Below are 14,808 nucleotides of genomic sequence, written 5' to 3'. Positions count from 1 at the left end.
GCGCCATCGCTCAAACGAACCCGGATGTCAGGGCCGTAGTAATCGATTTTGCTAACCCGCTGGGAAGAATCGATTGAAGGAGATATTCTGCAACGTTCTGCGCGATACCAGAGGTGCGGGGTGAGGGGACATGGCCGACTCGTTCGAGGAGCTAGCAGCGCGGTCGCGGAACTTCGGGTTCCTGCTGCAGCATGAGCCGCTGCTGGTGGCGGACGGGGCCACGGCCGAGTCCTACATCTACAGCGACCCGGACGCGGCTATGGGGAAGGCACGGCGGTTCACCGAGACGCTGGCGAGGCTGCTGGTAGCGCGCACGCAGACTCCGGTGCAGGGAACGACACACAGCGCCAGGATCGCAGCGCTGGCCACGGCGGGCGTTCTGGTACCCAGCATCCGGCAGGCATTTGATGAAGTCCGAATCTCCGGTAATCGGGCGGTCCATTCGCACTGGGGAGACGTACAAGCAGCCTTGTCGTGCGTACGGAACTGCTTCGAGCTGGGGGTGTGGTTCCACAAAGCTGCCAGCGACGCCCCCGCCCCCCTGGGGTTTGTTCCGCCGCCCGACCCCGCTACCGAGACGCCGGAGTCGGCGGCCGAACGGGCCGAGCTGGAGGAGCTGCGGCAGGAGCTGGAGCGTCTGCGGGAGCGGCTGACCGCGGTGAAGGTCAGCCGGGACGGGCAGATGTCCAAGCTGGAGGCCGAGGCTCGCGCGCGTCGGCAGGCCGAGGACGAACTTGCCCAGGCCCTGGCCGGCCAGGAAGCGCTGCGCGCGTCGGTTGAACGGACGCAGCAGCAGCTGGCCGAGGCTCGGGAACGGTTCGCCGCCCAGGTCGCCAGCGCGCCGAAGGTGCGGCCGGTCGACCGCGATGCGTTCATCGCGCGGGCTCAGCACGCGGCCGCCAAGCCGCTGACTGAGGCCGAGGTCCGCGAGCGGGTGGACGAGATGCTGCGGCTGGCCGGCTGGGACGTCCAGAACGCCAAGGACACCAATCTGTTCGCTGCCCAGGGCGTGGCCGTGCGTGAGGTGCCCACGGCCAAGGGCGTGGCCGACTATCTGCTGTGGGTGGACCAGAAGCTCGTCGGGGTGATCGAGGCCAAACGCGAGGGCGTGATCTTGACACCGGTGGAGACGCAGTCAGCCCGCTACGCCGACACCCTGACCGCCTCCCAGCAGTTCGCCGCCTGGCGGATCCCCCTGCCGTTCCGCTACGAGACCACCGCGGCAGAGACGCACTTCACCAACACCCTCGACCCCGCCCCGCGCGCCCGATCGGTGTTCTCCTTCCACCGGCCCGAGACGCTGGCCCGCTGGATGCGCGAAGCCGACACCGAGGACGAGCCCCCCACCCTGCGGGCCCGGCTCCGCGAACTGCCGACCCTGGACACCCGGGGACTGCGCGCCGCACAGGCCCGCGCCATCACGGGCCTGGAGCAGTCGCTGGTGCGTGATGAGCCGCGCGGGCTGGTCCAGATGGCCACCGGGGCGGGCAAGACCTACATGGCGGTCACCCAGACCTACCGGCTGCTTGAGTACGCCAAAGCGCGGCGGGTGCTGTTCCTGGTCGACCGCAACAACCTCGGAAAGCAGGCTTACACCGAGTTCGACAACTTCATCACCCCCGACGACGGCCGCAAGTTCACCGAGCTGTACAACGTCGAACGGCTCGGCGGCGCGGCCATGAAGGACTCGACCAAGGTCGTCATCTCCACCATCCAGCGCCTGTACGCCCGGCTGCGCGGCGAACCGGTGGACCCCGAGGTCGAGGACGAGAGCTACGACAGCTACACCGCCGATGACGTCGTCGAGGTCGCCTACAGCGCCGACCTGCCCCCCGAGACATTCGATCTGATCATCATCGACGAGTGCCACCGGTCGATCTACGGCGTGTGGCGCCAGGTACTGGAGTACTTCGACGCCTTCCTGGTCGGCCTCACCGCGACCCCGGTCAAGCAGACCTTCGGATTCTTCGGCCAGAACCTGGTCAGCGAGTACACCTACCGCGAGTCGGTCAACGACGCCGTCAATGTCGACTTCGACGTCTACCGGATTCGCACCCAGCACGCCGAGCAGGGCGCCACCATCGACCGGGGCACCGTGGTCCCCATCATGAGCCGCCCCACCCGCCGCAAACGCTACGAGGAACTCGACGACGACCTCACCTGGACCGGCACCCAACTGGGCCGCAAAGTGATCAGCACCGGGCAGCTCCGCCTGGTGCTGGAGACCTTCCGCGACCGGCTGTTCACCGAGATCTTCTCCGGCCGCAGCTACGTCCCCAAAACACTGGTATTCGCCGTGGACGACAACCACGCCGAGGAGATCGTGACCATGGTCCGCACGGTGTTCGGCAAGGGCAACGACTTCTGCAAGAAGATCACCTACAAGGCCGCCGACCCCGACGCGCTGATCGCCGAGTTCCGCAACTCCCCGGACCTGCGGATCGCCGTCACCGTCAACATGATCGCCACCGGCACCGACATCCGCCCGCTGGAGTGCGTGTTCTTCCTCAACGAGGTCAAGAGCTGGGCCCTGTTCGAGCAGATGAAAGGCCGCGGCGCCCGCACCGTCGATCCCGCCGAACTCCAGCAGGTCACCCCCGACGTGCAGGCCAAGACCCGCTTCGTCATCGTCGACGCCGTCGGTGTCACCGACTCCCCGCGGGTGGACGCCACCCCGCTGGTGCAGCACAGCGAAAAGCAGATCAGCTTCGAGGCCCTACTCAACAAGGCGGGCAACCTCACCATCAACCCGGACGAGGCATCCACCTTGGCCGGACGACTGGCCCGCCTGAACAAGCAGATCACCCCCGACGAGCGAGCCGAACTGGAGAACCTGGCCGGCCGCCCGCTCGCCGAAGTGATCACCTCCGTGTCCAGCTGCGCCGACCCCGACACCCTCCAAACCGCCTACGGCGACGGCGGCCCGAAGGGCAAAGCTGCGGTCCACGCCCTCGTTGTCCAGGCCGTGCGACCACTGGCCGAAAACACTGAACTTCGCCAGCGGCTGTTGGAGATCCGACGCGCCCACGACATCGTCTGGGACGAGGTCAACCGCGACACCCTCATCGAAGCTGCCGCCCAGGACCCGAAGCTGCGTGCCCAGGAGGTCGTCACCTCCTGGCGCTCCTACCTCGAAGAACATCGCGACGAGATCACCGCGATCGAGGCCGCCTACCGCAGCGGACAGCCCGGCCGCGCCGCCTACGCCAAACTCAAAGAACTGGCCGCCCGCATCGCCCGCCCCCCGCACGAGTGGACACCCCACGAGCTGTGGAAGGCCTACGAACAACTCGACCTCGCCGCCGGCAAGCGCGGCAACCAGCACGGGCCCGTCGACCTCATCGGCCTCATTCGCTACGAGCTCGGCCTCGACACTGAACCCAAACCGCACCGCAGCGTCGTAGAGGAGCGGTACGCTGCCTGGCTTGTGAAGCAACAGCAAGCTGGAGTCGGGTTCACTCCCGACCAGCGATGGTGGCTGGACCACATCTGCGACGTGGTCATCACCCACGCCGCCATCGACCACACCGAACTCGATAAGCCCCCCTTCACCGACCGCGGCGGCATCGACGGCTTCCTGAGCACCTTCGGCGACACCAACGCCGAAACCCTCCTCACCGACCTGAACCGGAACCTCACCGCATGATTGACCTCCCAAACGGCTGGGCTATCGCCACGCTGGACCAACTCATAGGCGTTGATGGGATCTTTAGCGATGGAGACTGGATCGAAAGCAAGGACCAGGATCCCAACGGCACCGTTCGCCTAGTCCAGTTGGCAGACATTGGTGAGGGTGCATTCAGGAATCGCAGTAATCGTTGGCTAACTCCAGAGAAGGCCGATGAACTAAAGTGCACCTTCCTTAGGCAGGAGGACGTGTTGATCGCTCGCATGCCCGATCCTTTGGGTAGGGCATGTATCTATCCTGGTGGCAACTCACCTGCAGTAACTGCCGTGGATGTCTGCATTATCCGACCGGGAAGAGGTGGTGTCGACCCCCGATGGTTGATGTCGACTATAAATTCTCCTCAGATTCGGGATCAGGTACGCAAGTACGAAACCGGCACCACGAGAAAAAGAATTTCGCGCAAGAATCTTGCCAAGATACCCCTGCAAGTACCACCCCTTGCCGAGCAACGCCGCATCGTTGCGGCCCTCGAAGACCGCATCTCCCGCCTGAATATCGCCACTGCAGACCTCGCTCGGAGTGTGACCCGTTTGCGCGCGCTGCGGAGTAGTACTTTGCGCAAGGCTGTCCGAGGAGATCTCGTCGAACACTACGGCGAGTCGCCGAAGGAGTGGCTCTGCCAGATCGCGGATGAGCGTAAGGTGCTAGCGGGACGGCCATATCGGCCAGTTCCCCCACTTGCACTCCCTGGCTTTCAGGTGCCGAACCACTGGAGAATGGTGAGTTTGGCCTCACTGAGCTACTCCAGCGGGTATGGAACTTCTACAAAGTGTGAATATGGCGCACAAGGGGCACCTGTTCTTCGTATTCCCAACATCGTCGATGGAGAGATCGACATGAGTGACCTGAAGTGCGCCGTCGATACTTCGGTCAAAATGGATGAGCTATATGTTGCGCCAGGAGACCTGCTGTTCGTCCGCACCAATGGCAGTCGCGAATTGATTGGCCGGACGGCGATCGTGCGAGAGCACGTTAACGCCGCCTATGCATCGTACTTGATTAGATATCGGCTCGTTCCCTGTGTACCCCCGGAGTGGGTGCAACTGGTCTTGTCTAGCCCGCAATGGCGTGAGTATATCGAGCGATCATCGGCTTCCTCTGCGGGGCAATATAATCTGAGTATGCGGACACTTGCTCCGCTGCCAATTCCTATTCCGCCGATGCGGGAGATGCAGAAGATTCTGACCGCGGTAGATAACGTGGTCTCACTGACCTCTAGGATCGCTGGCAGTTGTGGTGCGGGCCTGCGCAAGAGCGAAACCCTTCGGCGAACAATCTTGCAGGAGGCGTTCGCGGGGCGGTTGGTGGAGCAGGACCCGGCGGATGAGCCTGCCTCGGTATTGCTAGAGCGAATCCGGGCAGAGCGGGCGGCGCGGGGGCCCGTGCGACGGGCGCGGCGAGGCAAGAGCGAGAAGGCTCCTCAGAAAGAGACATTGCTATGAGCACTGTGGAGACGCGGCGACTTGTCGCGAAGCTGTGGAACTACTGTGATGTGCTGCGGGATGACGGGGTCTCTACGATCGACTACGTCGAGCAGCTCACCTTCCTGTTGTTCTTGAAGATGGGGCACGAGCGGGCCAACCGGAAGAGCTTCCCCGATATGGCGCTCAAGCCGGTGGGGGACGCCTGGCAGTCGCTACTGGACGCGGATGGTCAGACGCTGGAGGACACCTACAACCACGTCCTTCGGGACTTTGGGCAGCGCAAGGACACGCTCGGAGTCATCTTCCGCAAGGCGCAGAACCGAATCCAGGACCCGGCCAAGCTCAAGAAGCTGATCGTGGACCTGATCGACAAGGAGCAGTGGTCCAGCCAGGGCGTCGATGTGAAGGGCGACGCCTACGAGGAACTGCTGGCAAAGGGAGCCGAGGACGTCAAGTCCGGTGCCGGGCAGTACTTCACGCCCCGTGAACTGATCGCCGCCATGGTCGACTGCGTCCAGCCCGGCCCGGACGACGTGGTCTGCGACCCGTCATGTGGGACAGGCGGGTTCCTGTTGGCGGCGCACGATTACATCCAGCGCCACCACGGCAGCGGCCTGACGCCCGAGCAGCGCGACAATCTCGCCGGGGGCGGCATCAGCGGGGTAGAACTGGTGGACGGCACGGCCAGGTTGGCAGCGATGAACATGCTGTTGCATGGTATCGGCAAGCCGACGGGCCATTCGCTGATCGAGGTCCGTGATGCGCTAGCTGAGCCATCCCATGTCTATCCGAGCCTGGTTCTGGCCAATCCGCCGTTCGGGCGCAAGTCGTCCATCACCGTCGTCGGTGAGGATGGGAGGTCCAGCCGGGAGGACATCGAGTACACCCGGCAGGACTTCTGGGTTACCACCAAGAACAAGCAACTCAACTTCGTGCAGCACATCGCCTCCATGCTCGGCATCCCTGGCCGCGCCGCCGTCGTCTTGCCGGACAACGTGCTGTTCGAGGGGGGATCGGGGGAGACAATCCGGCGGCGGCTCCTTAAGCAGTTCGACGTGCACACCCTACTACGGCTACCAACTGGAATTTTCTACGCGCACGGTGTCAAGGCCAACGTGCTGTTCTTTGACAAGAAGCCGGCCCGACCGGACGTGCCTTGGACCTCCAAGCTGTGGGTGTACGACTTCCGCACCGCCCAGCACTTCACCCTCAAGCAGCACCGGCTCACCCGTGAGCACCTGGATGATTTTGTTAAGTGTTACCGACCCGGTGAACCCCACGAGAATCGCCTCGAAACCGAGCGGTTCAAAGCGTTCACTTATGAAGAGTTGGTCGCTCGCGACAAGGTCAACCTCGACATTGCCTGGCTGAAAGACCCGAGCCTGGAGGACGCCGACAGCCTGCTGCCACCCGAAGTCATCGCCCGCGAGATTGTCGAGGATCTCACAGCGGCTCTTGCCGAGTTTAACGCCATTGCTGATGCTTTCGAACACCCCGAGCAATCCCCTTCGACTGAGTGATCCGATCAACCACCAAGATGTGACGACCCTACGTACGCTGATCGGATGATCCGGTGCGTGGTGTTCGATGTGGGCGAGACGTTGGTGGATGACACTCGCGAGTGGCGGGGGTGGGCGGACTGGTTGGGAGTTTCGCCGCACACGATGTCAGCGCTGGTGGGTGCGGTGACGGCGCAGGGGCGCGACAACGCTGATGCGCTGCGCTTGGTGCGGCCTGGGCTGGATGTCGTTGAGGAGCGTCGGGCTCGTGTTGCGTCCGGACATGCCCTGGAGTTGGTGGAGACTGACCTCTACCCGGATGTCCGAACGGCGTTGGAGGAGCATCGGCGGCACGGGCTCTGGGTTGGTATTGCGGGCAATCAGACTGCGCGAGTGGGGGCGCGGCTGCGTGAGCTTGACCTTCCGGTGGACGAGGTTGCTACGTCGGAGGAGTGGGGCGTAGCGAAGCCGGATCCAAGGTTCTTTGCCCGGCTGATCGAGTGGGCTCCCGGGGAGCCGGACGAGATCGCGTACGTGGGTGACCACCCCGCCAACGATGTGGTGCCGGCGCGGGCTGCCGGGCTGCGGGCGGCGCTGGTGAGGCGGGGGCCATGGGGGCACCTGTGGGCGGACGAGTTCCGTGGTGTCGCGGACTGGGTTGTGGATGACCTGGCTGAGCTTCCAAGGTTGTTGACTTCGTCCTAAAGGCCGCGCTCCTCGACGGTCTCGGGTTACCGTGCCGACACGATGGACCGTCGGGGAGCGCTATTGAGGCCGGAGAACTCGGTCGGCGACCGTATCGCCGCTTCCCGCACGGCGCGGCGGCTTACACAGCGCCAGCTGGCCGCAGCGGCGCACGTGTCGTTGAGTCTGCTGCGGAAGGTCGAGCAGGGCGATCGGCCGGTGACCGATCGGGCGTTGGGCGCGATTGCTGAAGCGCTTGGTACGGAGCCGGAGGTTCTGGCGGGCCAGAGACGCTCGACCGACAGCCGGGTACACGCGGCGGTACCGAGTCTCCGGACGGCGATCGACGCCTACGACCTCCCCGAGGACGGGCCCATCCGGCCGTTGATGCAGTTGCAGCGGGTGGTCGGTGAGATGACTCGGTGGCGGTTATCGTCGCAGTACACGCGGCTGGCGGAGTCGCTCCCCGAGCTGTTGGGGGAGCTGACGCGCTGTCGGCTCGCCGAGGACGCTGACCAGCGGGTGGCCGCGACGCGGCTTCTGGTCTCGGCGTACCGGGCGGCCGACGCCGTCGCCTACAAGTACGGGTACTACGACTTATCGGCGCGCTTGGTGGAGCTGATGCGGGCATCCGCCGAGACGGTGGAGGACCCGACGCTGCTCGCGACGGCCGCTTACGTGCGGACCGAGGTGTTCTTCGCCAGCAACAACCTTGTGCCAGGCCTTCGCCTGCTGGAGAAGGCGTTAGATGACGCACCAAACCCGAACACTTCGGAGCTGCAGGCAGCCGTGGGCGCGCTGCACATGCGGGCTGCCGTGGTCGCCGCCAGGATGACCAAGGACTTAGCGGCGGCAGACGAGCACTTCCAGCACGCTCGGCGGCTCGCGGAGACAGTGCCCGAGGGGGTCTATAACGGGACCGCGTTCGGCCCAGTATCTCTGCACGTACACGAGGTCGCGCTCTCGGTGGAGCGTGGTGATGCGTCGCGTGCTGTGGAGATCGCCGGAGGCGGGGCCGCGCTGTCGGGCTCCTTGGAGAAGGTGCCGGAGGAACGGCGGTCCCACTACTACATCGATGTGGCGCGGGCGCAGTTGTGGCTGGGACGGCGGGACGAGGCGTTCCGGTCGTTGCAGGCGGCCAGGCGCATCGCTCCTCAGCACACCCGAGAGCATCCTTACGTGCGGGACGTGCTGGTGAGGCTGCTGCGCCTCCATGCTTCGCCACCGCACGCGCTGGTGGCGTTCGCGGAGTGGGCGCGCGCGATCTAGCCGACCCCAGCCGGGTGCCACGAGATGTGGCACTCGTGCCTCTCGCAAATGGCGAACATCATCGTCATGTCCGCATCGACTCCGCGGCGCGTGGACGCCCTCAAGTCCGAGCTGGAGAAGGCCTTTCCGCCGTGGCGGATTCTGGTGACCGACCAGCGTCGCTGGTGGGCCCTGCGCGGACCGATGCCTCCGGAGCAGATCAACGAGGTGGACACGGTGGAGGCCGACACCGCTGAGCAACTCCGCGGCAAGCTCGAAGAGTTGGCGGTGGTCTGGTGAGCACTCTGCCAGAGCTTCGGTTCGGTGTCGCGACGGCAACGGCCATGCTCGACGTGTTCCACGGCGGTTCGACCCTGATGGCGCGGCGGAGGTCGGCATGACCGTCTCACGCGCGTACGTCGCATCCCCGCAGATCGACACTGCCGTTCCCCATTCGGCCAGGATCTGGGACTACTGGCTGGGCGGCAAGGACAACTACGAGGTGGACAGAGTTGCCGGCGACGCCTACCAGAAGGTCTTCCCCGGCATCGTCGATATCGCTCGTGCCCAGCGGCTTTTCCTCTGCCGTGTCGTGCGGTTCTTGGCCGGCGAGATGGGCGTGCGGCAGTTCCTGGACATCGGCACCGGGTTGCCCGTTTCCGACAACACTCACGAAGTGGCCCAGCGGGTCGCTCCGAATGCCCGGGTGGTCTATGTCGATAACGACCCGCTCGTCCTCGCGCATGGACGGGCTCTCCTGACCTCGATGCCGGACGGGGCCACCGACTTCATCGAGGCCGACGTCTGCGACCCGGACGTCATTGTGGAGCAGGCTGCGGTCACGCTGCTGGACCTGCGGCGGCCCGTCGCGGTGCGGATGCTGGGCATCTTGGGTCACATCGGTGACGGTGAGGCCCACCGGGTCGTGCGGCGGGCGATGGCACCGTTGGTGCCCGGTTCCTATCTGGCTGTCTGCGACGGCATCGCCACCAGCGCCGCGCGGGCACAGGCGCACGACGTCTACAACGAGTCCGGCGCCGTCCCCTACACGTTGCGCACCCCCGACCAGATCGCCGGATTCCTGGACGGGCTTGAGATGGTCGACCCCGGCGAGCACGGGCCTGGCATGGTCGCCCCCCACCTGTGGCGCCCGGAGATCGCCTCCAACGAGCCCGTGATCAACATCGAGGCCCGCGCCGGAGTCGGGAGAAAAGTCCGATGAAGGGCGTTGTGGGGGACCAGCCAGGCAACGGCCACGTGCCCACGGAACCGTCTCAGCACGCGCGGGAGCATGCATATGAACTAACCAGGCGTCTCAGCTCGCGGGGGCTGCACGCGTCAGCGGGGCCGCTCGTGGGAAGCCCTGCGGGCGCGATGACGGTCGCGGTGCAACGTGTGGACGTCCACCCTTATGCGGGCCGGCTGGTGGTCCTTCTACCGGATCCTCGTGACCCCAACGAGTTGTACTGGCATTGGCAGCGGCCCTTCACCGATCATTCCCAGATCGGGGCCCGTTGGTTCCAGCCGTTCAGCCCGGCCGACGCCTACGACGACACCGCCGACCGGATCGCCGCCGCGATCGCGGCCACCCTGCGTGCCCGCGCCCGCCTGCTGCACGCATCGGCCGCCCGGCCGGATACGGCGGAGGAACCCGACAGCGAGGTCCTCGTCTACGTCGGACACCGCGTGCATGCGCTGGTCAGCCGGATGCTGGAGCGCCTGAAGGCCATCGAGAACGACCTGGAAGACCCCGATCTCCTTGCGGATCTGTACGGAGTCGACCATTTAGCGACCCAACTGCGCCGCGCGGCCGAACGGTCGGCGGTGCTGGGAGGCCGCACGGCCCGCCGTGCCACCGCTCCGATGCCGATCTCGACGGTACTGCGCCAGGCGATGGCCGAGGTCGAGGCGTTCCAGCGCGTCCGGCTGACCTTGCCCGATGACGATGTGGAAATACCGGGGTACGCGGGCCCGGACGTGATCCACATCCTGGCGGAGCTGGTGGAGAACGCCACCCGGTTCTCGGGCACCACGGTGCGGATGCTGACGGTACAGATGCCCGGCGGGCTGGGCGTGGAGGTTCGTGACGAGGGCGAGCTGGCCCTGTCGGCGGATCGACTCGTCGACCTCCGGCGGATCCTGGCCGCGCCGTTCCAGGTCAGCTTGCGTGAGCAGGTCCGGCAGGGACAGGTCGGTCTTCTGGTGGCTGCTCGGCTGGCGGCCCGGCACGGGATCCGGATCGAACTGCATCCGCAGTCGCCCGGGATGCACGCCCTGGTCGTCCTGCCCCGCACCCTGTTGACCGCCCCGACCCCCACCGCCGCGTTCCCGCAGGCGACCCGTCGCCGCACGCTCGTCCCGAAGCCTCCAGTGGCTCCGCCGTTGAGTTCATCCCCGCAAGGTTCGGCTCTGCCCAGTGCCGCTGCACTGACGTCTGACGATCCGCCGTCCGCCGACCCGTCAGCGCAGCCGCCGGGCGGTCGGCCTCCGCTTCCCCGGCGCCCCAAGGCACGCCCTGCTCCAGGCGTTACACCGCCGCCTTCCCCCGACCCCACCCCCACACCGGTATCAGCGCGCCCACCGTCTCCCGAACTGATGGCGCGCTTCGCTGCTGGCCGCCGACGCGGCCAAGCCGACCAGCGGCACGACCCCACCGGCGAGCCGGAGACCGGCTGACCTCGCCCTGGGACCCGGCCGTTTCACACCCCGACGGAGAAACACATGACGACACCCACAGCGCCTCATGCGCCACGAGCCCATCCTGCGCCGTCTTCGACGGACCGGGGCCTGACCTGGCTTCTGCGGGAGTTCACCGGCCGGGTTGCCGGTGTCACCTGCGCCCTGCTGGTGTCGCGGGACGGGCTGGCGAAGGCGGTGTCGGGTCTGGACGACGACCGGGCCGACCGGGCGGCCGCATGGGTGTCCAGCCTGCACTCACTGGCCCGGTCGGCCGCCACCATCGCCGGGGCCCAGGACGGCGGTTTCCGGCAGGTCGTCATCGAGGACGCCGGCGTCCTGGTGTTCGTCGTGAGCGCCGACCACGCCGCCACGACCGAGCCAGGCAGCGAATCTGGCCTGGTCGGCTGTGTGCTTGGCGTCCTCGCCGAACCCGACGCCGACCTCGGGGTGGTCGGCCACGAAATAACCCTGCTGGTCAACAGCGTGGGCGAGCACCTGACCACCCCCGCCCGCGATGGCCGGAACACCGGCGAGGGCCGGTGACCATGTCCGACCTAGCAGGTCACGATCAGCGCTATCCCCTAGCCACGCCCATCACGACATCCAAGACGGGTCCGGCGGGTGCGATCGAGTGGGACCAGGCTTGGGAGACCTACGACGTCGAGGAGGTACGCCCCTACGCCATCACCGGTGGCCGGACCAGACCGCAGCACTCGATGCGGCTGGTGACCCTGCTGGAGGCCGCGGACCCCTCACGCGCCAAAAGCCTCGGCCCCGAATCAGCCCATGCGGTCGAGCTATGCCGCGATCAGCCGTGCCCGGTCGCCGAGATCGCTGCCCGCCTCGGTCTTCCCGTCCAGGCCGCCAAGGTCGTCCTGTCGGATCTGATCGACTGCGGCGCGCTCGTCGTGACCCTGCCTGGGCCGGGAGCGTCCGACCATCTGCAGTTGCTGGAGGCGCTGCGGTCCGGTCTGGAAACGAGGTTGTCCGATGTCGCCTGACCGGTCCCAGGCCGCCGCCCACGGCGAGCGCGGACCCGTGCCCTTCGCCGTGAAGATCATCGTCAGTGGCGGATTCGGTGTCGGGAAGACCACGATGATCGGCGCGGTCAGCGAGATCGACCCGCTGACCACCGAGGAACGCCTGACCGTGGTCAGCGACGGCATCGACTCCCTCGCCGGGGTCGAACACAAGACCACGACCACCGTGGCGCTGGACTTCGGCCGCCTCACTTTCGCCAAGCAGCAGATGATCTTGTACCTGTTCGGCACGCCCGGCCAAGACCGCTACTGGTTCACCTGGGACGACCTGGTCGTCGGGGCGGTCGGCGCAGTGGTCCTTGTCGACACTCGCCGGCTACCCGACAGCTTCGGGCCGGTCGGCTACTTCGAGCAGAGGGGCATCCCGTTCGTGGTCGCGGTCAACGAGTTCGCTGACGCCCCATATCGCTACACCCGGACCGAGATCCGCCAAGCCCTCGGTATCCCTGACCGGGTGCCGGTCGTGCACTGCGATGCCCGCGAGCCGCGCTCGGCTATCACAGTGCTGCTCGCCCTAGTCGACCACGCGCTCACCCATCCGCGCATGCCTGAGCAGCCACATGAGCCCATCGCCCAGGGAGCTTCCGCATGAGGTATGACACCGACGCCGGCCTACCCGTCCCCACCTGGCAAGACACCGCCGAGCAGCGCCTGAAGCTATTGGCCGAACTCGGCCTGGGTGAGCCGGACGCCGAGTTCGATCGGTTCGCCGCACAGATCTCCGGCACCTTTGCCGCCGAACTCGGCGACCACGCCCAGAACCTGTACGCGATGGTGAACCTGTTCCTGCGCCAGGAGCAGACCTTCGTCGGGCTGCACAACCCGCCGGGCAGGCGCGCAGTAGATCGCACCATGCGGCCCGACCACGGGTTCTGTCCCGAAATGCTCGACCGCACCAAGGCACTCATCCTGGCCGACGTGTGCGCCAACCCGCACTTCGCATCCAACCCGGTGGTCGACAAACTCGGCGTCCGCACCTACGCCGGCGCCCCGCTCATTCACGAGCCAACCGGCACCGTGCTGGGCACCGTGTGCGTCATCGGCACCGACCCCCTCCCCAAGGACACCGGCCAAACCTCGCTCATCCTCATCAAACGACACCGGGACGCACTCATGGACCTACTCGCCCACCGAGCCGACACAGGTGGCCACCCCGACTCCGGGCACGGTTGACCAGCCCTCGGCGATGACGTCTGCCAGATCTGACCGTCCGGCAGTAGCCCCACCGTGTGAAAGGGGAAGTGTCCGTGTTCGAGACCGACGACCACCAGCAGTTGCGCGAGGCCGTTCGCGCGTTCGCTCTCGCCGAGGTCGCGCCGCGCGTAGCCCGGATGGAGTCCGCCCAAGCCGTCGATGTCGAGACCTCGGCTCTGATCGCCCGGCAGGGGTGGATCGGGGTGACCATCCCTCGCGAGTACGGGGGGATGGGCGCTGGGCATCTCGCCAAGACGATCGTGATCGAGGAGCTGGCGCGTGTGTCGGGGGCTATGGGCGCCATGGTGCAGGCGTCCCAGCTGGGCGCCGCCAAGATCCTCCACTACGGGACCGAGCAGCAAAAGCAGCGATGGCTGCCGCCGATCGCGTCCGGTGCATGCCTGCCGACGATCGCGGTGACCGAGGAAGGATCGGGCGGGAACGTGCTGGACATGGTGGCCAGCGCCCACCGCGACGGAGGCGACTGGGTCCTGAACGGCCGCAAGCTTTATGTCGGCAATTCGCATGTGGGGCATGTCCACGGCGTCATCGTCCGTACCGGCGGCGACGGCACCCGCAGGTCCAAGAGCCTGTCGGCGTTCCTGGTCGAGCACGACCGCCCTGGCCTGACACTCGTGCCCTACCGGCCGCCGCTGGGGCTGCACGGCTTCTCCTTCGGAGACCTGATCATGGACGACGTGCGGATCCCGGCCGCCAACATGATCGGCGCCCAGGGCGACGGCCTGGACGTCGCCTACAGCTCGTCGGTCCTGTACGGGCGCCCCAACCTGACGGCCGTCGCGCTGGGCATCCATCAGGCCCTGCTGGAGGAGACCATCGCCTTCGCCGGGCAACGCCATCGCCGAGATCAGCCGCTTACCCGACTCCCCACGATCGAGCGGCGGATCGGGCAGATCAAGGAGCGGCTGATGACCGCCCGCGCGCTGGCCTATCAGGCCGTTCACATGCTCGACCACGGGCGGCCCTGCGACGACGAGCTGATCGGCGCCAAGTACCGGGGCGTGGAATCGCTGATGGAATCGGTCCTGGACGCGATGAAGATCCACGCGGCTGCCGGGCTCCGCCGTGACCGGCCCCTCGAACGACTCGTCCGCGACGCTTTCCACATCGACGCGCCCGCCGGCACTGGTGATGTCCAACTGCGCCGCCTGGCCGAGTCCGCCCGCGGTGAGGGCAGGGGCCAGTGGTCGCAGCGCCTCGTCCACGTGACCGCCCTGGCGCGCGCAGACACCCAAGCCCGGGCCCCAGAGCACGCCGCCTGACCGCGCGCTGCGCAGACCACCCGGCTCCGATCGCCCCTCCCCGCCCGGTGCCTGGGCGGGGAGCCCCGC

The 14,808-nt window shown here is 66.6% G+C and carries 13 protein-coding genes; all 13 read left to right on the top strand.

Features of this window, described 5'->3' with window-relative positions; translation table 11 throughout:
• Nucleotides 1-130: 130 nt before the first annotated feature.
• A complete protein-coding gene (locus tag ABZ806_RS15425) occupies nt 131-3,646 on the top strand; it encodes a DEAD/DEAH box helicase family protein (RefSeq protein ID WP_500217925.1) in 3,516 nt (1,171 codons plus the stop codon).
• Nucleotides 3,643-5,130: a restriction endonuclease subunit S gene (locus ABZ806_RS15420; protein WP_500217924.1), complete on the top strand. Its 1,488-nt coding sequence runs from the start codon at nt 3,643-3,645 to the stop codon at nt 5,128-5,130. Before ABZ806_RS15425 ends, ABZ806_RS15420 begins: the two co-directional genes overlap by 4 nt.
• Complete coding sequence (locus tag ABZ806_RS15415; RefSeq protein ID WP_500217923.1) at nt 5,127-6,632, top strand: class I SAM-dependent DNA methyltransferase; 1,506 nt, start codon at nt 5,127-5,129, stop codon at nt 6,630-6,632. The genes ABZ806_RS15420 and ABZ806_RS15415 overlap by 4 nt, the downstream gene beginning before the upstream one ends.
• Nucleotides 6,633-6,689: 57 nt before the next feature.
• A complete protein-coding gene (locus ABZ806_RS15410) occupies nt 6,690-7,316 on the top strand; it encodes an HAD family hydrolase (protein ID WP_500217922.1) in 627 nt (208 codons plus the stop codon).
• 42 nt (nt 7,317-7,358) lie between these two features.
• The gene (locus ABZ806_RS15405; RefSeq protein WP_500217921.1) at nt 7,359-8,564 is read left to right on the top strand and encodes a helix-turn-helix domain-containing protein; all 1,206 of its coding nucleotides are present in this window, start codon (nt 7,359-7,361) and stop codon (nt 8,562-8,564) included.
• 48 nt (nt 8,565-8,612) lie between these two features.
• Nucleotides 8,613-8,843, top strand: a complete 231-nt coding sequence (locus tag ABZ806_RS15400; protein WP_500217920.1) for a hypothetical protein — start codon at nt 8,613-8,615, stop codon at nt 8,841-8,843.
• A 97-nt stretch (nt 8,844-8,940) separates the two neighbouring features.
• Nucleotides 8,941-9,765, top strand: a complete 825-nt coding sequence (locus ABZ806_RS15395) for an SAM-dependent methyltransferase (RefSeq protein WP_500217919.1) — start codon at nt 8,941-8,943, stop codon at nt 9,763-9,765.
• A gap of 152 nt (nt 9,766-9,917) precedes the next feature.
• Nucleotides 9,918-11,219 (top strand): histidine kinase, encoded by a 1,302-nt coding sequence (locus ABZ806_RS15390; protein ID WP_500217918.1) that lies wholly within the window; start codon nt 9,918-9,920, stop codon nt 11,217-11,219.
• 45 nt (nt 11,220-11,264) lie between these two features.
• On the top strand, nt 11,265-11,765 hold the full coding sequence (locus ABZ806_RS15385) for a roadblock/LC7 domain-containing protein (protein WP_500217917.1): 501 nt from the start codon (nt 11,265-11,267) through the stop codon (nt 11,763-11,765).
• Between the two features lie 2 nt (nt 11,766-11,767).
• On the top strand, nt 11,768-12,223 hold the full coding sequence (locus ABZ806_RS15380; protein ID WP_500218001.1) for a DUF742 domain-containing protein: 456 nt from the start codon (nt 11,768-11,770) through the stop codon (nt 12,221-12,223).
• Entirely contained in the window at nt 12,213-12,854 is a 642-nt protein-coding gene (locus ABZ806_RS15375; protein ID WP_500217916.1) for a GTP-binding protein, read from the top strand. Before ABZ806_RS15380 ends, ABZ806_RS15375 begins: the two co-directional genes overlap by 11 nt.
• Nucleotides 12,851-13,435 (top strand): GAF domain-containing protein, encoded by a 585-nt coding sequence (locus tag ABZ806_RS15370; protein WP_500217915.1) that lies wholly within the window; start codon nt 12,851-12,853, stop codon nt 13,433-13,435. Before ABZ806_RS15375 ends, ABZ806_RS15370 begins: the two co-directional genes overlap by 4 nt.
• 74 nt (nt 13,436-13,509) lie before the next feature.
• Nucleotides 13,510-14,739 carry an acyl-CoA dehydrogenase family protein gene (locus ABZ806_RS15365; protein ID WP_500217914.1) on the top strand — a complete coding sequence of 410 codons (1,230 nt, stop codon included), beginning with the start codon at nt 13,510-13,512 and terminating at the stop codon, nt 14,737-14,739.
• The last annotated feature ends 69 nt before the right edge of the window (nt 14,740-14,808 follow it).

This window comes from Spirillospora sp. NPDC047418 (genome assembly GCF_040643275.1).
Lineage (GTDB): Bacteria > Actinomycetota > Actinomycetes > Streptosporangiales > Streptosporangiaceae > Spirillospora.
The sequence above is the reverse complement of the archived record's forward strand: the minus strand, read 5'-3'. Positions and strand labels throughout refer to the sequence as shown.